Origin of the sequence: Methylobacterium currus (assembly GCF_003058325.1) — a bacterium.
Taxonomy (GTDB): domain Bacteria; phylum Pseudomonadota; class Alphaproteobacteria; order Rhizobiales; family Beijerinckiaceae; genus Methylobacterium; species Methylobacterium currus.
Genome location: NZ_CP028844.1, coordinates 553,608 through 574,309, shown reverse-complemented (window position 1 = coordinate 574,309; position 20,702 = coordinate 553,608). Strand labels below are relative to the sequence as shown.

Annotated in this window: 16 protein-coding genes; 6 read left to right on the top strand and 10 right to left on the bottom strand. The window is 65.8% G+C overall.

The genetic code is table 11. The features are described from left to right. Window positions 1-88 precede the first annotated feature (88 nt). Complete coding sequence (locus DA075_RS32750; RefSeq protein WP_099957282.1) at window positions 89-1,195, bottom strand: IS630 family transposase; 1,107 nt, start codon at window positions 1,193-1,195, stop codon at window positions 89-91. 626 nt (window positions 1,196-1,821) lie between these two features. Between DA075_RS32750 and DA075_RS32745 the strand changes: the two genes are divergently transcribed. Continuing rightward, window positions 1,822-4,164 (top strand): putative bifunctional diguanylate cyclase/phosphodiesterase, encoded by a 2,343-nt coding sequence (locus tag DA075_RS32745; RefSeq protein ID WP_276330943.1) that lies wholly within the window; start codon window positions 1,822-1,824, stop codon window positions 4,162-4,164. A 187-nt stretch (window positions 4,165-4,351) separates the two neighbouring features. Here the strand turns inward: DA075_RS32745 and DA075_RS32740 are convergent, their stop codons facing one another. The 3 genes from DA075_RS32740 to DA075_RS38710 form a co-directional block, all read right to left on the bottom strand. Beyond that, on the bottom strand, window positions 4,352-6,160 hold the full coding sequence (locus DA075_RS32740) for an acyl-CoA thioesterase (protein WP_099957280.1): 1,809 nt from the start codon (window positions 6,158-6,160) through the stop codon (window positions 4,352-4,354). 669 nt (window positions 6,161-6,829) lie between these two features. Then, entirely contained in the window at window positions 6,830-6,997 is a 168-nt protein-coding gene (locus DA075_RS38465; protein WP_338068040.1) for a DUF4113 domain-containing protein, read from the bottom strand. 799 nt (window positions 6,998-7,796) lie between these two features. Further along, the gene (locus DA075_RS38710) at window positions 7,797-7,979 is read right to left on the bottom strand and encodes a twin-arginine translocation signal domain-containing protein (protein WP_099957278.1); all 183 of its coding nucleotides are present in this window, start codon (window positions 7,977-7,979) and stop codon (window positions 7,797-7,799) included. A 460-nt stretch (window positions 7,980-8,439) separates the two neighbouring features. Between DA075_RS38710 and dusA the strand changes: the two genes are divergently transcribed. After that, on the top strand, window positions 8,440-9,450 hold the full coding sequence (gene dusA, locus DA075_RS32725) for a tRNA dihydrouridine(20/20a) synthase DusA (RefSeq protein ID WP_099957277.1): 1,011 nt from the start codon (window positions 8,440-8,442) through the stop codon (window positions 9,448-9,450). Window positions 9,451-9,539: 89 nt separating this feature from the next. After that, window positions 9,540-11,636 carry a glycogen debranching protein GlgX gene (gene glgX, locus DA075_RS32720; RefSeq protein ID WP_099957276.1) on the top strand — a complete coding sequence of 699 codons (2,097 nt, stop codon included), beginning with the start codon at window positions 9,540-9,542 and terminating at the stop codon, window positions 11,634-11,636. A 2-nt stretch (window positions 11,637-11,638) separates the two neighbouring features. Here glgX and DA075_RS32715 read toward each other — a convergent pair whose 3' ends face one another. From DA075_RS32715 to folE, 3 genes are all read right to left on the bottom strand, one after another. After that, the gene (locus DA075_RS32715) at window positions 11,639-13,162 is read right to left on the bottom strand and encodes an acetate--CoA ligase (protein ID WP_174800194.1); all 1,524 of its coding nucleotides are present in this window, start codon (window positions 13,160-13,162) and stop codon (window positions 11,639-11,641) included. Window positions 13,163-13,284: 122 nt separating this feature from the next. After that, window positions 13,285-13,707, bottom strand: a complete 423-nt coding sequence (hisI, locus tag DA075_RS32710; RefSeq protein ID WP_099957275.1) for a phosphoribosyl-AMP cyclohydrolase — start codon at window positions 13,705-13,707, stop codon at window positions 13,285-13,287. Then, the gene (folE, locus tag DA075_RS32705; protein ID WP_099957274.1) at window positions 13,704-14,363 is read right to left on the bottom strand and encodes a GTP cyclohydrolase I FolE; all 660 of its coding nucleotides are present in this window, start codon (window positions 14,361-14,363) and stop codon (window positions 13,704-13,706) included. Before folE ends, hisI begins: the two co-directional genes overlap by 4 nt. Window positions 14,364-14,617: 254 nt before the next feature. Here folE and DA075_RS32700 point away from each other — a divergent pair, with 254 nt between their 5' ends. From DA075_RS32700 to thrS, 3 genes are all read left to right on the top strand, one after another. Then, window positions 14,618-15,076, top strand: a complete 459-nt coding sequence (locus DA075_RS32700) for an iron-sulfur cluster assembly scaffold protein (protein ID WP_099957273.1) — start codon at window positions 14,618-14,620, stop codon at window positions 15,074-15,076. Then, window positions 15,073-15,390 carry a membrane protein insertion efficiency factor YidD gene (gene yidD / locus DA075_RS32695; RefSeq protein WP_099957272.1) on the top strand — a complete coding sequence of 106 codons (318 nt, stop codon included), beginning with the start codon at window positions 15,073-15,075 and terminating at the stop codon, window positions 15,388-15,390. The genes DA075_RS32700 and yidD overlap by 4 nt, the downstream gene beginning before the upstream one ends. Before the next feature lie 161 nt (window positions 15,391-15,551). Further along, window positions 15,552-17,564 (top strand): threonine--tRNA ligase, encoded by a 2,013-nt coding sequence (gene thrS / locus DA075_RS32690; protein ID WP_099957271.1) that lies wholly within the window; start codon window positions 15,552-15,554, stop codon window positions 17,562-17,564. Between the two features lie 269 nt (window positions 17,565-17,833). Here the strand turns inward: thrS and DA075_RS32685 are convergent, their stop codons facing one another. The 3 genes from DA075_RS32685 to DA075_RS32675 are packed head-to-tail and all read right to left on the bottom strand — an operon-like array spanning window position 17,834 to window position 20,540. Continuing rightward, the gene (locus tag DA075_RS32685; protein WP_099957270.1) at window positions 17,834-19,279 is read right to left on the bottom strand and encodes a pilus assembly protein TadG-related protein; all 1,446 of its coding nucleotides are present in this window, start codon (window positions 19,277-19,279) and stop codon (window positions 17,834-17,836) included. After that, window positions 19,270-19,989, bottom strand: a complete 720-nt coding sequence (locus DA075_RS32680) for a TadE/TadG family type IV pilus assembly protein (protein WP_099957269.1) — start codon at window positions 19,987-19,989, stop codon at window positions 19,270-19,272. The genes DA075_RS32685 and DA075_RS32680 overlap by 10 nt, the downstream gene beginning before the upstream one ends. Then, complete coding sequence (locus tag DA075_RS32675) at window positions 19,989-20,540, bottom strand: TadE/TadG family type IV pilus assembly protein (protein WP_099957268.1); 552 nt, start codon at window positions 20,538-20,540, stop codon at window positions 19,989-19,991. Before DA075_RS32675 ends, DA075_RS32680 begins: the two co-directional genes overlap by 1 nt. Window positions 20,541-20,702: the final 162 nt, after the last annotated feature.

Below are 20,702 nucleotides of genomic sequence, written 5' to 3'. Positions count from 1 at the left end.
CGGTCTCGATCGAGCAATCCGGCGTTTTCAGTCCCTGGCGCCTTTCCACAGCACCCATGATGGATGGGGCGGACTAAGGCGTTTTTGCCTATTGGTCTGAGTTAGAGATCTGTGTGCAGAAGCGGCCGACACTGGCCAAGATCGCGTCGGCTGACTTGGTCCAGACGAATGGCTTGGGATGAGCGTTGGTTTCGGCGATGTAGTCTCGGATCGCTGCCTCCAGGCCCTCTGTGCTGCTGAACGCACCGCGCTCCAGCCGACGCCGGCTCAGAACGGAGAACCAGCACTCCACGAGGTTGAGCCACGACGCGCTCGTCGGCGTGAAGTGGAGGTGGAACCGCGGATGCTGGACCAACCCGTCATGCACCAGGGTCGTCTTGTGCGTCTTCAGGTTGTCGAGCACGAGATGCACCTCCAGATCGCGTGCGACGCTGCTCTCGACCTGCTCCAGGAAGGCGCGGAACTCGACGCTGCGATGACGCGGCTTGCAGCTCCCGATCACCGTTCCGGCTTTCACGTCGAGGGCGGCAAACAGGTCGAGCGTGCCATGCGGGCGATAGTCGTGTGTCACGCGCTCGGCCTGGCCCGGCCGGAGGGGAAAGGCTGCAGCCGTACCCTGCACCGCCTGGATCTGCGGCTTCTCGTCGACGCACAACACCAGCGCGCGATCGGGTGGGGCCAGGGAGAGGCCGACCACGTCGCGCACCTTCTCCACGAACGCGGGATCCGCGGAGAGCTTGAAGGTGTCGGCTTGGTGCGGCCGCAGACCGAAGGCGCGCCAGATGCGTGACACCGCACTCTGGCTCATGCCCGTCTGGCTCATGCCCGTACGGCGCGCCATCGCGCGGGTGCTCCAGTGCGTGGCGTTGGCCGGTGCCTCTTCCAGAGTGAGAGCGACCAAGCGCTCGACGGCCTCGTCACCGATGCTGCGGGGCGCTCCGGAGCGCGGCGCGTCGACCAGCCCCGGCAGCCGATGCGCGGCGAAGCGGCTCCGCCAGAGCGCCACCGTCTGACGGCTGACCCCCAGTGCCGTCGCCACCCCCAGGTTGGTCGCGCCCGGTTCGGCACAGGCCAGGATGATGCGCAGGCGCGAAACCAGCGCCTGCCCGGTCCCGTGTCGGCGCAGCAGGCGCTGTATCTCACCTTGCGCCTGCTGGCTGAGATCGAGAGCGACTGCCTTTGGGCCACGCGACATGGCGCACCTCCATCAGGAAGCACCCAACGATCCGCCCACCCGGCTAAAGTGTCAAACCTCTTCGAACTCAGACCAATATCACTACTTTGGCAGATTGCCCTTAAGGTGGCTGGTCGGGGGCGGCATCACAATGCGGGCATCGCTGCGGCGATGGCCGGCTGAGATGGTCCAGGATGGCTTGGCGGATGACCGGCATCGAGATTACGCTAATTGCACCGGCACTCTCGAGCACTGGAGCATCTATCGGACAGCTAGCGTCAGCGTGCATCGTTTGAGAGAGTGCGGTCAGCCTGCAGCGAGTGCGTCAGGCCGCCGTTCAAAACCTTCGACCTAACCGGATGAACTCGCAACACGCGACCATCCATGCCAGGATTGATGCGACCATTACGGCAGTCGGGATCGAGCCTCGACGGAAGCGTGAATTCCAATTTATCAGTGCTACTGCGCAGTGAATCGAAATTAGTTTACTACTACGATATAAACCAAAAAACTCAAATTGCCTATTTGTCATTAACCGCTAATTAATCTTAAAATTTCATATTACAATGGAAGGTTGCGTATGCATGCCTTATCGTCGAATTCGCGAGTTTGAATACCGTATCTGATGCTTTCTCGATGAGATGTCTGTGTCACTTGAGATGCACGCTTCCTTCCTGGTCGACACCGATCGCGAACACAATTCTCTCGACGCGAGTTTGAGGGCGCGTGTGCGCGTGGAGCAGTTCGACGTCGCCCTCCGTCTCGTTCCCTTCACCGTACTCGTCAGCCTCAGTGTCGTGCAGGTAATCGTCTACCTGTTCTGGATCCCCGCCAATCGGGCGTACCTGGCTGGGTTGGAGGCCGCCATCCTGCCGCTGGCGATCGCTGTGCTCCACCAATGCTGGCTCTGGCGTTCGCGTCCCAAGCCGCGTGAAGTGGTCGGCTCCTTCGTCCGTCTCGCCGTCTCGGCCGCGTACGCGTATGGCTGTCTCCTCGCCTCGATCCCCGTCATGCTGTTTGCTGGCGCGGATTCGCACGGCCGCCTCCTCATCGCCGCCAGTTGTGCAGGACTGATCGCAACAGGCTTAAGCGCGGCCGTGCTGCCGCGCATCGCCGTCGGGTTCTCCGGCCCCATCATCGTCGGATCATTCTTCGGACTGGCGGCAACCGGGGAGTTATTCTATACCTACGTTGCTATCCTTCTTGCATTCTATGCCGCATTCATCGTTTTTACGATCGTTCATCTCAGCCACCTCGTGACGATGCGCGTTGTTGCACAGGTCGACTTGGAGCGTCAGCAGGAATTTACACACTTGCTGCTCAACGATTTCGAGGAGAATGCCAGCGACTGGCTCTGGGAAACGGACGCCGAACTCCGCCTTCAACATGTGTCGACGAGGCTGATCGAGGTCGCCCGCTCGTCGGAGCGCCAGCTTCTCGGCTTACCCCTGGAACGGCTGCTGCTGCCCGCGACCGCTCCGCCCGATGGGCATCCAAGCATCGCCCTCTGGACCTGCATCGCGGAGCGTCGCGCGTTTCGCAACCTCATCCTTCCGCTCACCATTGCGGGCGAGCAACGCACATGGGTGGTGAGTGGAAAGCCGACCTTTACCGATGGTGTCAGCTTTGCGGGGTATCGCGGCGTTGGGTCCGATGTGACGGAGAAGCGGCGCTCGGAGGAGCGCCTATCGTATCTCGCGATGCACGACTCGTTGACCGATCTCCCGAATCGAGTCCTGTTTCAGAAGTTTCTGGATCATGCGCGTGATCAGCTTGCAGCGTCGGAGAGATTCGCCGTGCTCGCTCTTGATCTTGACGAGTTCAAGAGCGTGAACGACACATTCGGGCATGCCGCTGGCGACAAGCTGCTTCGGGCCGTTGCCGAACGCCTGCAGGCCTTTAAGTCGTCAGACGTGCAACTCGCCCGGCTCGCAGGAGACGAATTTGCGGTTCTGGCGACCGGGAAGGCGGCGCGGGACCGCCACACTCTCGCGGTCCTGGCGAGCGATATCGTCACAGCGGTCAGTTCGACTTTCACCATCGAGAGCATCCGATTGAACATCGGGGTCAGCATCGGCATCGCTGTCGCTCCGCAGGACGGCGATTTGGAGATCATGCGGCGAGCCGATCTCGCATTATATCGAACAAAGAGCGAGGGCCGCAGCGGTTACTGCTTCTATGAAGCCGAAATGGATGAGCGGATCGAGGCACGTCGTGCATTGTCAACCGATCTCAGGGGCGCTCTCGACCGTAATGAGTTCCTGCTCTACTTCCAGCCCATTGTGACGAAGGAAGGTCATCTTCGGTGTTTCGAAACGCTCCTGCGCTGGCAGCACCCGACGCGCGGCTTCGTCTCACCTGCCGAATTCATTCCTCTGGCCGAGGAAACGGGCATCATCATTCCCATGGGCGAATGGATCCTGCAGCAAGCCTGCACGATCGCGAAGCAGTGGCCGGCCGATGTCAGCGTCGCTGTCAATCTGTCACCAATCCAGTTCCGCCACTCGGATCTGCCGCTTCTGGTGCGGTCCGCCCTACGCGAGAGCGGCCTGGCGGCCTCGCGACTCGAACTGGAGATCACGGAGTCGGTGTTCCTCGAGGCAACACCTGCCGTCAAGGTCACGCTCGCCGAACTGCGGGAGATGGGTTTAAGTCTGTCCCTGGATGATTTCGGAACCGGATATTCCAGCTTGAGCTACCTTCGACGCCTTGCTTTCGATAAGATCAAGATCGATCAGAGTTTCGTAAGAGATCTTCCGCACGAACACAGCGGCGCAGCAATCGTCCGTGCGATCATCGATCTGGCAACGAGCCTGAAAATGACCGTGATCGCCGAAGGGGTCGAGACGGAAGCGCAGCGTCGGTGCCTGGCGAGCTTGGGCTGCCACGAGCTTCAGGGTTACCTGTTCAGCACACCCGTTCCGGCCGAAGAGACCAAGATCCTGACGAACAGGCTGGGACTGCGACGCGGGAAGATCCATGCCGCCTGATACCACGGCGACGTTGCCAGCGGCGCATCATCGCCGGTGCCGATCCAGGCTTAGTGTAGCTCACAAAACTCCCGCTGCACCGGCGCCGCCACAGCGAGCGACAAGAGGGACCGGGAGTTTTGTGAGAGACACTTAGCCAGCGCCGTCGAACACGTCCGTTGGACGACGCTGGCGTATACGAGGTGGCCTAGGCGCCCGGGCTCTTGACGGGCAAGGCATGTGGCGCGGGCGAAGCCGCATGCGGAGAACTCTTGGGCCAATACGGAAGAAAGCCCTCGATAATGGATCGTGGAATATCCAGCGGACGATATTGCGTCGCGTCCACGAACATCAGGGACTGTTCCCCTCTCCCAAGCAAGCCGTTGATTTCGCTATGAATCTCATGCGCTAGCGTGACAAATTTCCGGTTGTGGCTGGCAATGCGGACGCGAACCGAGATTGGCTCGAACTCGACCGCTTCTCGTCGGAAATCATGCTGGAATGTCTTTGTCAACACGTAGAATTCGGTCGATTTCAAATTGAAATCTGGCATGCAGGTATTGAAGAACAGTTCCCGCGCCTTGCCTACCCAGCGAACATAGTTCGCGAAATAGATATTTCCGACTGAATTGGTGTCGTCGTAGGTGGGAACCAACCTCAGAACGAACCATTGTCCGTCGAAGCCGTGCGAGGTGATCCCTTCATTCCGCGAGACGGTCATCACGATTGTCCTCGCAGCGGTCTCGTCCGTCAGTACCGGTGCACCTGCTGCCGGCTTGCTGCCTCGTCCAGCCAGTTCGGCCATCATCGGCAGCGCACCGACGAGACCGGCGAGCGGCGCGATCGCCAGTAACGACCAGCTCGGCGCGATGTAACCGGTGAAGAAAATGAGGGCAGAGGCCAGACCGATCATATAGCAGAGGACCGGGTCGTACCGCCGGGATGCACCAAGCGTCTCGCAGACGAGGCAGGCCGCCCCTCCGACGAGGATCGTCGCGAAAGGCATCATCAAGTACATCAGCGACAGATTGATCTGGGCCGCAACGACCGCAGCGGAGAGAGCCGCGATCAGGGTCCAGATCGGAGACGACACCAGAGCCGCCGGCACGAACGCGAGGAGCGGAGAGTTGCTGCGCGTCGTAACGGACGCCATCAGCCACCGCGTCGCGCAGTAGAAGCTGTCGATCGTGGTAGCCGCTGCCACGGCGGTCCAGATCAGGAACGCAACGGTCACGCCGGCCGAGCCGTCTCGTGCGATCGCCTGCGCCAAGGCGGTGTACGCCCCAGGCAAGCCATCGGACGACACGACCGGCTCACCGAGGCCTGCCGTGGCCGCGAGCAGAGCGTTCATCGTCAGCAGGCCGAGGAAGAGGATCGCTCCGGTCGCGTAGGACAGCCGGACGGAAGCACCTGCGCGCCGGATCTCGACCGCGCGTTGCCACTGCTGCACGTCCATCCACGGACCGAGCAGGAAGCCTACCAGCGAGGGAAGCGCGAGACCGTAGAAGCGCTCGTCGAAGGACGACAGCGGAACTCCCAAGCCGCTCGACTCGGTCGTGAGCCCCACGAGCATCGCGACGCCGGCGCAGATCAACGGGATCAGAGCGACGCCATGCAAGATCTTGATGCCACGAAGCGGCATGGCGTGCCCAAGCGAGGAGGCCACAAGGACGAGCCCGATCACGCCCATCGCGGCGTCGCGACCGACTACGGGTGCCCAAGCGTAAGCCGCGAAGCCGAAGATCGTGATTGCAACCGCGAGGAACTGGCAAGCAAGGAAAAGAACGGCGTAAGGCCCTTGAATGGCAGCCGCAATCTTATCAGGATTTCGCCTCGGAGCGCCGAGTATCCAGCCAAACAGACCAAGCCCAGCTGCATTTGGTAGTGCAAATGACAGAAATCCCATCCATCCATATAATAAAGTAACATGGATCGAGTAGAAAAATCCGAGCCCCCAAAACCACGATAAAGCGATTGTAGGCGCCCAAGTCGCTGAGCGAAGAAACTGAGACAGCATGCTGTTCTACGATGCCATGATGCGTGCTCGAACCTGGCGAGCTGAATCCGATGCAGGAATATGGAAACCTCGGATGGAACGTCGGCAAGACCGACGGCTTGCCACGGCGCCCGACCGATTGCTTCCACACCCTGTAGCTGTAGAGCATCTTTCCGCCTCAGGTAAGTCTGAAGCGGCCAATCTCGCCTATTGGCCTAACTTTAAATGTTTCGGTGTCATGCCGCCGGTCGTTTCAGGCCGTGATGGCTGGAATGCTCTGATCAGACAGAAATCTGTAAGATTTCGATGCAACTCAGCTTCGATCAGTTGCGCGGTTTTCCGCGGGCGTTCGCTGGATGCTCTCAGATGCCATTATTCGACACCGCAGAATAGAGTTTATCGTGTGCAATATCGGTAAAATCCGGGCATTTCATGCCCCGATAGTAGAATGAAAGCATCGTGAACAAACATATCACCAATCGATCTGGAAACGTTCGGTGCGCGGAAGCGGCAGAATGATTTACCTCGTACAAAGCGGGGCACCAGACCAGGCATTTTGATGGCGCCGAGAAGCCCTCAGCAAGCTTGAACGTCTACCATGCAAAGGATTGTTCTACGATGTCGGCGCGCGCCAGCGTTTCCACATAGCCTGATCCCTTAGCCACTGATGAGCGGCCCAGGTGCAGGATGTCACAGAGCGGCCGCGCTCACCCTCGGCGCGTCGCTCAACCGCGTCGTGAACCGCGGCGAGCGCATCTCGAACTTCGTCGACTCGGTGCGCTTCTCGACCAACCCCGCCCGCCCCGGCACCATGGCCACGCGCCCGAACCGGCAGTTGCAGGCGTCCATCGCCGCCATCAGCGCGCCGGACTGCTCCCGGTCGAGAGCGTCGAACAGAGGCCGGGGCGCCTCGTCGAGCGGCACGAGGTCGGGAGTGACAAGCCCTGCCTCGCTGTAGCGCCAAGGTGTCGGACGGAGCCCGGGAGTAGAGGCCAGGCCGAAGGTCAGGTCAACCGGCTCAAGCTCATCAAGCGCCAATGCTATGGACGGGCAGGCCTCGATCTCCTGAAATGCCGCATGGTTCTGGCGGCCTGATCCACGCAAAGTGAGCAAGATCCACAGAAAACCGGGCAATCCCAGTGAGCCTCGTCATTGGCGACGACGTGCCGTGGCCGGACGGGCGGGGCCCACAGCGGCCAGCAGCTTGAGCCCTTGGGCTCGGCGCATTCCAGCGCGAGATGGCATCAGCGCGTCAGTTCGGCCAGCCGCTCTCTCCCAGCGCTCAGGGCTTGCTCGACTGAGAGGAAGGCGACTGATGACTCTTCCCAGAACATGGACTGAGTACCATGGATTGACCAGAGAAACCGCGTGCGGTCTTGCGGAGAAGGGCGAACGCTCATGCGATAGGCGGGATGAATTTCCGACATACCATCTCCTCCCGACAAACATGCTTAGTTAGCAATCGCGCGGACAACTGAAAGCCACCGATTGCCTCTGGATTGAAGCAGGGCCTAAGTAGAGAGTCAATTCCGCCGATGGTGGAGTGACACTCGCATGGAAAAAAACCCCGCTCGGTGGCTGCCGGCGGGACTGAAGGCGGGGTCTCGGGTCTTGAAGATCCATCAGCCAACGGGCGGACAGCGGGTGGGTTCCGGGTTCAAGGGCAGAACCCAATCAGCTTGACCACGCGAGGGGCTGCTTGCGCCGACTGGCAGACGAAACTGCGCGTAGCCCCCGCCACCCCGGCCCATGCGACAGCCGCAGCCGTATGTTTCAGGAGCGCGCGGCGCGAGAGGGCGGCGCTGAGGGCGTCGGCGAACGGACTGCAAGCGAAACACATGGATTGTCGCTCCCCAAAGGATTGATCGTGTCGCGCTTGTCAGCCTCTGGGTCGGAACAGGGCGACCAATGAAGGCGACATACCCAAAAAATAACACCTATATCCGGTTATACTTTGAACTATGTCAATATCGGCAACGTCGGGGCTGCCGTCACAAGAGCGCGTTCTCGCTGCACGTCGAGGAGCCTCCGTTCCTGGCGCGACCAAGACCAACAAGCTGAGCTGCTGGACTCTCCGCTTCGGAGAAGCCGCCAGGGTCGGCGGAGCGTGGTCCCCCACGGACCCGTCCTTGCGCTTGCGCTCGACGATGGTACCCACGACGCCCGCATGCGCGGTACAGCATGGGTCCCTGGCGTGCAGCATTGCTGTACTCCGGGCAAGAAATGGGCTCAAACCGTCCGATACAGCGGCAAATCGGACAGCGCGAAGGTCGAGCTAGGTGTCTGCCATGGTTGAAAAAATGGTCAATTTCAGTCCCTGGCGCTTTTCCATAGCACCCATGATGGACTGGACCGACCGCCACTGCCGGGCCTTCCACCGCACCCTCACGGCCCGCGCCCTGCTCTATACCGAGATGGTGACGACCGGCGCCGTGCTGCATGGGCCGCGGGAGCGGCTGATCGGCTTCGACGCGGCGGAGCATCCGGTGGCGATCCAGCTCGGCGGGTCGGACCCGCGCGACCTCGCGGCGGCGGCGCGCATCGCGGAAGAGTTCGGCTACCGGGAGGTGAACCTCAATGTGGGCTGCCCCTCCGACCGGGTGCAGGACGGGCGCTTCGGCGCCTGCCTGATGCGGGAGCCGGCGCTCGTCGGCGAGTGCGTCGCCGCCATGAAGGCCGCGGTGTCCGTGCCCGTGACGGTGAAGTGCCGCATCGGCGTCGACGACCAGGACCCGGAGGCGGCCCTCGACGCCCTGACGGCGACGGTGCGGGCGGCGGGTGTCGACGCGCTCGTCGTCCATGCCCGCAAGGCCTGGCTCAAGGGCCTGTCGCCGAAGGAGAACCGGGATATCCCGCCCCTCGATTACGGCCGGGTCCACCGCCTCAAACGTGCCAACCCCGACTTGGCCGTCGCCCTCAACGGCGGCCTGCAGGACCTGGCGGCGGCGAAGGCGGAGCTGGAGCCGCGCGACGGCCTCGCCCTCGACGGGGCGATGCTCGGCCGCGCGGCCTATGCGGAACCCGCCCTGCTGCTGGGCGTCGATCCCGAACTGTTCGGGGAGCCGGCGCCGGTGGCCGATCCGTTCGCGGCCATCGAGGCCTACGAGCCGTATATCGCGGCGCGGCTCCAGGAGGGCGTGCGCCTGCACGCCATGACCCGGCACATGCTCGGCCTGTTCAACGGCCGCCCGGGCGCGCGGCCCTATCGCCGCCACCTCTCGGTCGCCGGCACGCGGTCCGACGCGGGCCTGCACACCTTGCGGGAGGCGGTGGCGTTCGTCTCCCGCGAGGCGGCGAGCGCGGCCGCCTGAGGACGGCGCGCGCCGTCAGCTTGGCAGCCGGCCGGTCCAGGGGCATGTTCGGTTCCGAACAGGCTCGCGCCCGAGGGTGGACGGACCGGATGATCGCACTCGATGACGGCGCCTCGGGCCCGCTCGGCGCCCATTTCGACGGGCGCGGGGTCAATTTCGCGCTGTTCTCCGCTCATGCCACGGCGGTGGACCTGTGCCTGTTCGACCCCACCGGCCGGGTGCAGACCGACGTAGTCCGCCTGCCGCGGCGCAGCGACGACGTCTGGCACGGCTACCTCTCGGGCGTGCTGCCGGGTCAGCTCTACGGCTACCGGGTGCACGGCCCGTGGGAGCCGGCGCGGGGCCACCGCTTCAACCCGCACAAGCTCCTCATCGACCCCTACGCCCGCGAGCTGCATGGACGGGTGCGCTGGCACGACGCGCTCTATCCCTATCGCCGCGGCAGCCACCGCGAGGACGTGCTCGACCGGCGCGACAGCGCCCCGATGATGCCGAAGGGCGTCGTCACCGCGCCCGAGGCGCCGGTCCACGACGATCCGCCGCTGCGCCACCCGCTCGTCGACAGCGTGATCTACGAGGCCCATGTCCGGGCCCTGACCCAGACCCATCCGGGCGTGCCGCTGCCCTGGCGCGGCTCCTACGCCGCGCTCGGCCATCCGGCGATCGTCGATCACCTCGTGCGCCTCGGCGTCACGGCGATCGAATTGCTGCCGATCCAGGCCTTCGTCGACGACCGCTTCCTGGTCGAGAAGGACCTGACGAATTTCTGGGGCTACTCGCCGCTCAACTACTTCTCCCCCGAGCCGCGCTATCTCGGGCCGGCGGGCGCCGCCGGTCTCAAGGCCGCGATCCGCCAGCTCCATGCCGCCGGCATCGAGGTGCTGATGGACGTGGTCTACAACCACACGTGCGAGGCCGACCATACCGGCCCGAGCCTGTCGTTCCGCGGCATCGACAATGCCAGCTACTACAAGCTGAATCCCGACGATCCGCGACGCGACATCGATTGCACCGGCTGCGGCAACACCCTCGACGTGGCGGTGCCCCGGGTGATGCAGATGGTGCTCGATTCGCTGCGCCACTGGGTCGAGGCCTACCGGATCGACGGGTTCCGCTTCGACCTCGCCTCGAGCCTCGCCCGCGCCCCCCACGACTTCACGCCCCGCGCCGCGGTGCTCCAGGCGATGGCGCAGGACCCGATCCTGTCGCGGGTTAAGCTCATCGCCGAGCCGTGGGATATCGGCATGGGCGGCTATCAGCTCGGCGGCTTCCCCGTCGGCTGGAGCGACTGGAACGACCAGTTCCGCGACGCGGCCCGCGGCTTCTGGCGCGGCGATGCCGGCCAGCTGCCGAAGCTGACGCAGGGGCTGACCGGCTCGAAGGAGATTTTTTCCGCTTCCGGCCGGGGCCCGGGGGCCAGCATCAACTTCATCGCCTCGCATGACGGCTACACGCTCGCCGACGTCGTCGCCTACGAGGAGAAGCACAACGAGGCCAACGGCGAGGGCAACCGCGACGGCCATGGCCACAACGTCTCGCGCAACTACGGCGTCGAGGGGTCAACGGACGATCCGGCGATCCTCTCGGTCCGGGCGCGCCAGAAGCGCAACCTGCTCGCCACGATCCTGCTCGCGCAGGGCGTGCCGATGCTGCTGATGGGCGACGAGCGCTCGCGCACGCAGGGCGGCAACAACAACGCCTATTGCCAGGACAACGCCACCTCCTGGATCGATTGGGAGAACGATCACGGCGACCCGAGCCTGACCGCCTTCGTGCGCAACCTGCTGGCCCTGCGCCGCGACCACCGGGCCCTGCGCCGCCGCAAGTTCCTCACCGGCGAGACCGTGGCGCCGGGCGGATTGAGGGACGTGCACTGGCTCTCGCCCTGCGGCGCCGAGATGGATGACGGCGCCTGGGGCGACGGCGAGCGCCGGGCCTTCGGCATGCAGATCGGCAACGACGCCCCCGACGGGCGCCGGCTCCTGATCCTCGCCAATGCGGGGGAGGCGGCCCTGGACTTCCGGCTCGCCCCGGTGATCGGGGGATTGTGGACCCCGCTCTTCGACACCACGGAGCCGGACGGACGGCCCGGCGGGCGGGAGAGCGTGAAGGCCGGCGGGACCGTCCGCCTGCCCGAGCGGGCGCTCCTCGTCATGGCGCGCAACGTGACGCGGCGCGGGGCCTGACGTCAGGCCGCCGCCAGCCGCTTGCGCTGTACCTTGCCGTTCGGGGTGCGCGGCAGCGTCTCCAGGAAGACGACCTCGCGCGGGCACTTGTAGGCGGCGAGCCGCTCGCCGCACCAGGCCAGCAGGGCGTCCCGCTGCGGCTCGGCGCCGGCTTTGGGCACCACGAAGGCGGCGATCACCCGCACGTCGTCGCGGACGGACAGCTCGGTCACCGCCACCTCCTGCACGTCCGGATGGGCGATCAGCACGCTCTCGACCTCGTTCGGCGACACCCGGTAGCCGAAGGCGTTCATGATGTCGTCGTTGCGCCCTTCGAACCAGACGTAACCGTCGGCATCGAGCGAGGCGAGGTCGCCGCCGGTGAACCAGTCGCCCCGCATCACCGCCGCCTCCTCCTCGGGGCGGTTCCAGTAGCCGAGCATCAGGGCCGGGTCGGAGCGGTGAATGGCGAGCAGGCCGACCTCGCCCACCGGCAGCGGCTCCGGCGCCCCCTCGACGGGGAGGATCGCGACGCGCCGCCCCGGCTGCGGCCTGCCCGGGGAGCCGGGCTTGATCGCGACGCGCGGGCTCGTCGAGATGTAGGTCGAGATCTCGCTCATCCCGAGCGCCTCGTAGAGCGGCGTGCCGGTGGCCTCCCGCCACTCGGCGAGCAGCTGGGGCGAGAGCGCCTCGCCCGCCGTGATGCCGTGGCGCAGGGAGGAGAGGTCGTGGGCCGGGAGATCGGCGTATTTGAGGATCTGCCGGTAGAGGCTCGGCACCGCCGCGAACAGGGTGGCGCGGTGGCGGGCGATCAGGGCCGGCCACAGGGCGGGATCGCGCCGGCCGTTATACAGCACCGTCGTGGCGCCCCGTGCCCAGGGATCCTGGATGCCGACCCCGAGGGTGTAGGTCCAGTTCATGGTGCCGGCATGCAGCACCACGTCGTCCTCGCGCAGGCCGAGCCAGAAATCGTGCATCGGCCGCCGGCCCCAGATGGTGCGGTGGGCGTGCAGCACCCCTTTGGGCCGGCTGGTGGAGCCGGAGGTGTAGACCAGCGTCGCCGGATCGTCCGCGGCGGTGTCGGCGTAACCGTCGAGCGGAGGACCGGCACGCAGGCGGGCGATGTCGTCCCGGCGCAGCACGATCCGGCCGCGGCAAGCCTCCGGGTCGAGGGGGCAGTCGTCCGCGGCCGCGATCACCGCGGCGCCGGAATCCTGCATCAGGAACGCCGCCTCGCCGGCGGTGAGCTGGGGCGAGGAGGGCTGCGCCACCAGCCCGGCGGCGAGCGCCGCGAAGTAGGTGACGACGTAATCCGCGTCGTTGCCCATGCGGATCATCACCCGGGCGCCGGCCGGCAGGCCGAGCTCGCGCAAGCCCGCCGCGACGCCGCGCACCGCCCGGTCGACCTCGGCGAAGGTCATGATGTCGGTCCGGCCGTTGTCGCCGACCATGACCAGGGCCGGTTTGTCGCCCCGCACCCGGGCATTCGCCTCCAGGCAGTAGCGGGCGCCGTTGAAGCGGGGCGGCGGCTGGCGGTCGTCGGGCAAGGGGCGGCTCCGGATCGGGGGTCCGGAGCTTGTGCTAGCGCGGGGGCGGGGGTGGTGGCCAGGGGGGTGAGGGGCTTGAGACCGCCCCTGCCCATGCAGGGCAGGAGGATCTCGCGGGTGGACTAAGAGGGGCGGGAGACCAGCGTCACAGTCCCGCTCCCGGCCTCGTAGACGACGCCGCGGTAGAAGCAGTCCCGGCGCCCGGTATGGCAGCAGCCGCCATCGCCGCCGACGCGCACGCGCAGCAGCAGGGCGTCCTGGTCGCAATCGACCCGCATCTCGACGAGGGTCTGGATCTGACCGCTGGTGGCGCCCTTGTGCCAGAGCTCGGCCCGCGAGCGCGACCAGTACCAGACCTCGCCGGTGGCGAGGGTGCGGGCGAGCGACTCGGCGTTCATGTGGGCGAGCATCAGGACCGCGCCGCTGTCGGCATCGACCGCGAGCGCGGTGATCAGCCCGTCCGGGCCGAAGCGCGGCGTGAAGGTCTCGCCCTCTTCAAGCTCGTGCTTGGAGCCGGGGGCGGCGAAGGCGGGAAGCGGGTTCATCGCCGGTCGCGGACCAGGGTGAGGAAGCGGACCTGCTCGTTCGGATCCTGCTTGAACACGCCGGTGAACTGGGTGGTGATGGTCGAGACGCCGGATTTCTGCACGCCGCGCATCGCCATGCACAGATGCTCGGCCTCCACCATCACGGCGACGCCGCGGGGATGCAGCACCGAATCGATCGTGTCGGCGATCTGAGCCGTCATCGTCTCCTGGGTCTGGAGGCGGCGGGCGAAGGCATCGACGACGCGGGCGAGCTTCGACAGGCCGACGACGCCGCGCCGCGGGTAATAGGCGATGTGGGCACGCCCCATGAACGGCACCATGTGGTGCTCGCAATGGGAGTGGAAGGCGATGTCGCGCACCAGCACGATGTCGGAATAGCCCTCGACCTCCTCGAACACCCGGTCGAGGATGGCATCCGCGTCCTGGCGGTAGCCCCCAAAAATCTGCTCGTAGGCCTTCACCACGCGCTGCGGCGTCTCGAGCAGGCCCTCGCGCTCCGGATCGTCGCCGGCCCAGCGCAGCAGGGTGCGCACGGCGGCCTCGGCCTCCTGGCGGGTCGGGCGCTCGGTGACGCGCTCCGGCCGGGGGGCGTCGCTGCGCTTGTCGGCCGCCTCCGGGGCCCGGACCGACAAGGACTTCAGCACCGCATCCATCACGCCTCCAAGATCCAGGCCGCCCCGCAGGGAGAGCCATGCCGGGACTCGAGATGCGCCCCGATCCGGCCGCGCCTCGCGCTGCCGGGCAACCGTGCCTATATCGGGAATCCGCCCGGCGCACGCAATGCACCGGGCGCGCAGCAGGTCACCGCGCCTTCCGAGCCCATCCCTTCGTCAAGCCAAGGTCAGACCCGTCCGGTCAAGCCCGATTCGTCCGTCCCGCGGCCCCTCTCGTCCAAAGTACGAATGCCATGCTCGACGACATCTACAACGCCCGCATCCTCGCCCTCGCGGCGGACATCCCCCGCCTCGGCCGTCTGCCGCAGCCGGAGGCGAGCGCGTCCAAGCACTCGAAGCTGTGCGGCTCGACCGTGACGGTGGACCTCGTCACCGAGGGCGGCAGGGTCACCGATTTCGCCCACGACGTGAAGGCCTGCGCCCTCGGCCAGGCCGCCTCCTCGCTCATGGCGCGTCACGCGGTCGGCGCCAGCGCCGAGGAGCTGCGCTCCCTGCGCGAGACCGTGCGGCGGATGCTCAAGGAGGGCGGGCCGGCGCCGACAGGGACATTCGCCGATTTCGCGGTGCTGGAGCCGGTGCGGGACTTCAAGGCGCGCCACGCCTCGACGCTCCTGACCTTCGACGCGGTGGTGGACGCCCTCGACCAGATCGAGGCCCGGAAAGCCGCCACGCAAGAGGCGGTGCCGGCGTGAGCCCGGCCCGCCGCGCGGCGCATCTCGCCATCCGCGGCTATCAGCTGACCCTGTCGGGCCTCGTCGGGCGCCAGTGCCGGCACTGGCCGTCCTGCTCGGCCTATGCCGACGAGGCGATCCAGCGCCACGGCCTCTGGGCCGGCGGCTGGATGGGCGTCGCCCGCCTCTGCCGCTGCGGCCCGTTCGGCACCCACGGCATCGATCTCGTGCCCGAGGCGCCGCCCGCCGGCGCCGCCTGGCACCGCCCCTGGGCCTATGGCCGCTGGCGCGGGGTCAATGCGCCGCCGCCGCTCTGCGAGGGCGTCGAGGGCTGATCGCCTCGACCGCGAGACGGCGCCGGACTGCCTGACATGTCCCGCCATCGCTGGTATACGGCGCCGGTCCGGTGCGCGGCCCGTCGGCCCGCCGGACCCGTTGCCGCCCCGCTTACCTGCACCGTGCGCAGGAGTGAGCCCCGAGGAGTCTGTAAAGTCTCATGCCGATCCTGACATTTCCCGATGGCGCCACGCGGTCCTACGATGGTGCCGTGACCGGTCGCGCCGTCGTCGAGGGCATCGCCAAGTCGCTGGCCAAGCGTACCGTGGCGATGGCCCTCGACGGTGCTGTCCGCGACCTCGACGACACGATCGCCGAGGACGTCCGCATCGAGTTCCTCGACCGCACCGACCCGCGGGCGCTTGAGCTGATCCGGCACGATTGCGCCCACGTGCTCGCCGAGGCGGTGCAATCGCTGTGGCCGGAGACCCAGGTCACGATCGGCCCGGTGATCGAGAACGGCTTCTATTACGACTTCCACCGCGAGACCCCGTTCTCGCCGGACGACTTTCCGGCGATCGAGGCGCGGATGCGCGAGATCATCGCCCGCGACGCCCCCTTCACCAAGGAGGTCTGGGCCCGCGACGACGTGCGCGCGCTGTTCGCGGAGAAGGGCGAGGCGTTCAAGGTCGAGCTCGTCGACGCGATCCCGCCGGGCGAGGATCTGCGGCTCTATCGGCAGGGCGAGTGGTTCGACCTCTGCCGCGGGCCGCACATGACCTCGACGGGCAAGGTCGGCACCGCCTTCAAGCTGATGAAGGTGGCGGGCGCCTATTGGCGCGGCGATTCGACGAAGCCGATGCTGAGCCGGATCTACGGCACGGCCTGGGCGAATCAGGCCGACCTCGACGCCTACCTCAACCGCCTCGCCGAGGCCGAGCGCCGCGACCACCGCAAACTCGGTCGCGAGATGGACCTCTTCCACTTCCAGGAGGAGGGGCCGGGCGTGGTGTTCTGGCACCCGAAGGGCTGGACCCTGTTCCAGTCCCTCATCGCCTATATGCGCCGGCGCCTGAAGGGCGACTACCAGGAGGTGAACGCCCCGCAGATCCTCGACAAGGCTCTGTGGGAGACCTCGGGCCACTGGGACTGGTACCGGGAGAACATGTTCGTCACGAAGACCGAGGACGACCGTGTCTTCGCAATCAAGCCGATGAACTGCCCCGGCCACGTGCAGATCTTCAAGCATGGGCTGAAGTCGTACCGCGACCTGCCGCTGCGGCTGGCCGAGTTCGGCTCGGTGTCGCGCTACGAGCCCTCGGGCGCGCTGCACGGCCTGATGCGGGTGCGCGCCTTCACGCAGGACGACGCCCACGTCTTCTGCACCGAGGACCAGCTCGCCGCCGAGTGCCTGAAGATCAACGACCTGATCCTCTCGACCTACGCCGATTTCGGCTTCGACGAGATCGTGGTGAAGCTCTCGACGCGGCCGGAGAAGCGCGTCGGGTCGGACGCCCTCTGGGACCATGCCGAGGAGGTGATGACCCGGGTGCTCGCCCAGATCGAGGAGCAGTCCGGCGGACGGATCAAGACCGCGATCAACCCGGGCGAGGGGGCCTTCTACGGGCCGAAGTTCGAGTACGTCTTGCGCGACGCCATCGGCCGCGACTGGCAATGCGGCACGACGCAGGTCGACTTCAACCTGCCGGAGCGGTTCGGCGCGTTCTTCGTCGATGCCGACGGGCAGAAGAAGACCCCGGTGATGGTCCACCGGGCGATCTGCGGCTCGATGGAGCGCTTCACCGGCATCCTGATCGAGCACTTCGCCGGCCACTTCCCGCTCTGGCTGGCGCCGTTGCAGGTGGTCGTCGCGACGATTACCGGCGAGGCCGATCCTTACGCCCGCGAGGTCCTGAAGGCGGCGGACGCGGCGGGTCTGCGGGCCGAGGCCGATCTTCGCAACGAGAAGATCAACTACAAGGTCCGCGAGCATTCCCACGCCAAGGTGCCGGTGATGCTGGTCGTCGGCCGCAAGGAGGGCGAGGAGCGCACCGTCTCGATCCGCCGCCTCGGCTCTCCGCAGAGCCGCACCCTGCCGCTCGATCAGGCGCTCGCCGAATTGGTGGCCGAGGCGACCTTCCCGGACCTGCGCCGGGCCCAGGCCGTGGCGGACAGCGTGCCGAGCGAGGGCGTGGCGCTGGACGGGCAGCACGGGGAAACGCCGGTGCCGTAGGGGGCATACCGGGCGGAACGGCCGTCGTAAGACCGCCGTCCGGCCGTCACTCGCGGGACCCTGCTGCCTGGAGCTGGGCCCGCCCGGGCTCCATTTCCTCGCGTCCAGATTAGGACACGTCCGGCCGGTCGCCGGCGGAAAGTTGCGCTCGGTCTTGCGTCCCTTCATATCATCGGGCTTTCGCATCGACACGTCGATGCGAAAGCATCCGGCGCCCCTTCGGGCTTAGCCGGTGCCTTTGAACGAGTCCGTTCGAAGGCATGGTCGTATCACTGGATAAGACGGGCGACCTTCAAAGCTTGATCGAACATCGCTTTTAGGGCGGCAGTGATAGCTTCCGGCGAGTCGGCGGTCTTGAAGTAGCCCGGGGACGCGCAGGCCTGGAGCGGGCTTGCCAAGCTCGGGCTGAAGCCGTTGACCCGGTTGTTCTCCCAAGCGATGCCTCCGCCCTTATCAACGAAGCTGATCTGGTTATAGGGAATATAGAGGATGGAGATCGTCGCGCCGGCGGCTTTCAAGGCGTTGCAGTTTTTCGGGTCTATCTGGGACGGCTTAGAGCCGCCCTCGGACCACCAAGCATCGTTGTAGCCCGGGAACTGCGACGGTCGGCCGGGGTAAGCGTTCTTCCCGTTCGCCGTGACGAAGAAGTGCTGTCCATTCTGCATCCCGTCGGTGACGAGGAACACGAACGGCTTGCGGCTCGTGCTGGTCGACCCGTCCCCGAAGCCACCCTGGCCAACGATTCCCTTCATCTGCGGGAAGGCGGTCTCGAAGTGGGTGCCGCCCGAGCCGACTCCGGTGGTTGGGTCCCCGGGAGAGTTGAGCTGCGTCGTGCCGGTGTCGAGGAGATTGGTGAAGGCGAGCGGCCAAGTGTTCGAGCACTGGGCGGCTGTCTTCAGGGCGCTCACGTCGCCGGTGAGGGCAGCCAGCGTCGCCAGCTGGTTGATGAACGGATAGATGCCGATCCGGTATTGGCCCGGAACGACGGAAGACGAAGCCCGCTGGAGCAGGGCGCAAACCGCGTTATTCACCGCGTCCGAGCGCAGCTGGATCTTGCCGGCCGCCAGGCCCCAGCCCTTCCGGCCGGAGAAATGGCAAGCGAACTGGCAGCCCTGCTTATAGTCTTCGACCATGTCGTCGTTGTCTTTGGCGAGTTGAATCATGCCGGTCGAGGTTGTGGGCAAGCCCATCGAACCCGATACGTCGACCATCAAATAGAAGTCGAGATAGCTCGGCAGATCGGCCGAGGCCTTGCTCGTGTTGGTTACCGTCGTGGTTGGCACCCGGAACAACTTGGCGAAGATGTTATGGATCGTCACCGTGTAGGTCACCTTGGCATTGATCGTCTGTCCGTCGATCGTCAAGTCCGGTGTTTGGAGCGACACGTCCGCCATCGGGATCTTGCCGACATTGACATTGAAGGTATTGGTGGCCTGCACTTTGCCTGCGATGCGTGCGGCCTCCATCACGCCGACCTGCGACGAGTTGGCAGCCACGTAGGCCTTGGCGGTCACGACGGCGGCGAGTGCCGCGGCGTCCGCTGCCCGGTCGAGCCGGGACCGGTTGGTGATGGCAAGACCGTAATCGATCCCGAGCCCGACGAGGCCAATGATCGGGATCAGGCTGAGTCCGAACACGACGCCGACGCCGCCGTTGCGGCCCCGCATCAGCGACGCCAGCGCCGCAGCGAACCGGGATACGCAGTTCAGGGACATTTCGTGGCGATTCCGTCGTTGCCGGTGAGATCGTAATCGATCAGCGAGGCGTAGCGCGGCTGGACGTAGGCCGAGCGTGCTATCTGGATCGAGGGGAGGTATCGGGCCCCGAAGGTCGGGACGAACGTGAACACCACGTCGATCACGACCATCGTGGCCGGGCCGAACAGGGAGCGCGGCAGGGTCGTCGGGCTCGGGGCCGCGGTGTTGTCGACCGGGGTGAGCGCGGTGCCGCACCGCCGATAGAGCGGCCCGCTCGCCGGCTGCGTGGTTCCGGTGCTGGTCCAGACCACCTCGGCGCTGTAGCAGGCGCTCTGGTCGCTCGGGTCCTGGCAGGTCGCCGCGACCGGCTTGAACCGGACGCTGGCGTAGTTGATCGTGATGATCTGCCACCATGGCTTGCGCTGGCGCTTGCCCTCGCTCAACAGGAACGGGAACAGGACTAGGGCAGAGTCGAAGCTGAAATGCAGGTCGCCCTGGTTGACTGTGGCGACGGTGGTCGCGCCCTCGGGCTTGGCCTGGGAGATCATCTGGCTGATCGACCGCACCACAAGGTCGACCTTACGCGACGCGTTGATGTAGGCGACGATCTGCATGCCGCCGAGCATCAGCGTGAGGAGGATGGGCAGGATCAGCGCGAGCTCAACGGCGGCGACCCCGCCTTGACAGGAGCGGAAGCGCCGGATCCTGGCAAAGGGAGCGGCACGCATCAGAATTGCTCGACGCGGAAGGCGGCGGTCGAGATCACCAGATAGGCCGCCTTGCCCTTGTAGGTCGCGTTGGTGTCGAGCCAGCTCGTCATGAAGGCGGGCAGCAGCGTGACCGGATAGATGACCTGCAGGTACTGGTAGTCGCCCTGGCTTCCGAGAGCGAATTGGCCGCTGCCCGGCGTCAGGGGCGGCAGCGCCAGGCCGCTCATGTCGGTTTTGACGTAGGCGTAGTAGCCTGGATTCGCTGCTGGCACCTTGTATAGGTTGACGATAACGTCGCTACAGGACATCGCGGCGGGCAGATAGCCGCAGAGTTCCTGCGTGAAGCTCGCCAGGGTTGCCGGATTGGCCGGATTCGATTGCTGCTTCTGCTGGGAGGTGCCGATGAGGATATTCCGCGACGCCTGCTCGGTCGCGTAGTCGAGCTTCTGGCCGAAGTATAGGACCTCGGCCACGACCATCGTGAACAGCAGCGCCGTGAGGAACAGCATGCCGACGAGCGCGAACTCGACGGTCGTCGCTCCCTTTTTGTCATGGATGAGGTCGGGCATGCATGGCATGCGACCAACCTTGCGTCACTCGGTTAAGATCCGGATAAGCGGACGCCAGAGATGCGCATGACCCTACGTTAATTGGCGATCAGGCAGGCACTCATGTGGCGCTCGCTTAACCAGGGGTTAGCCCGCTCGCCGAAAGCTATGATGCCGCGGTCC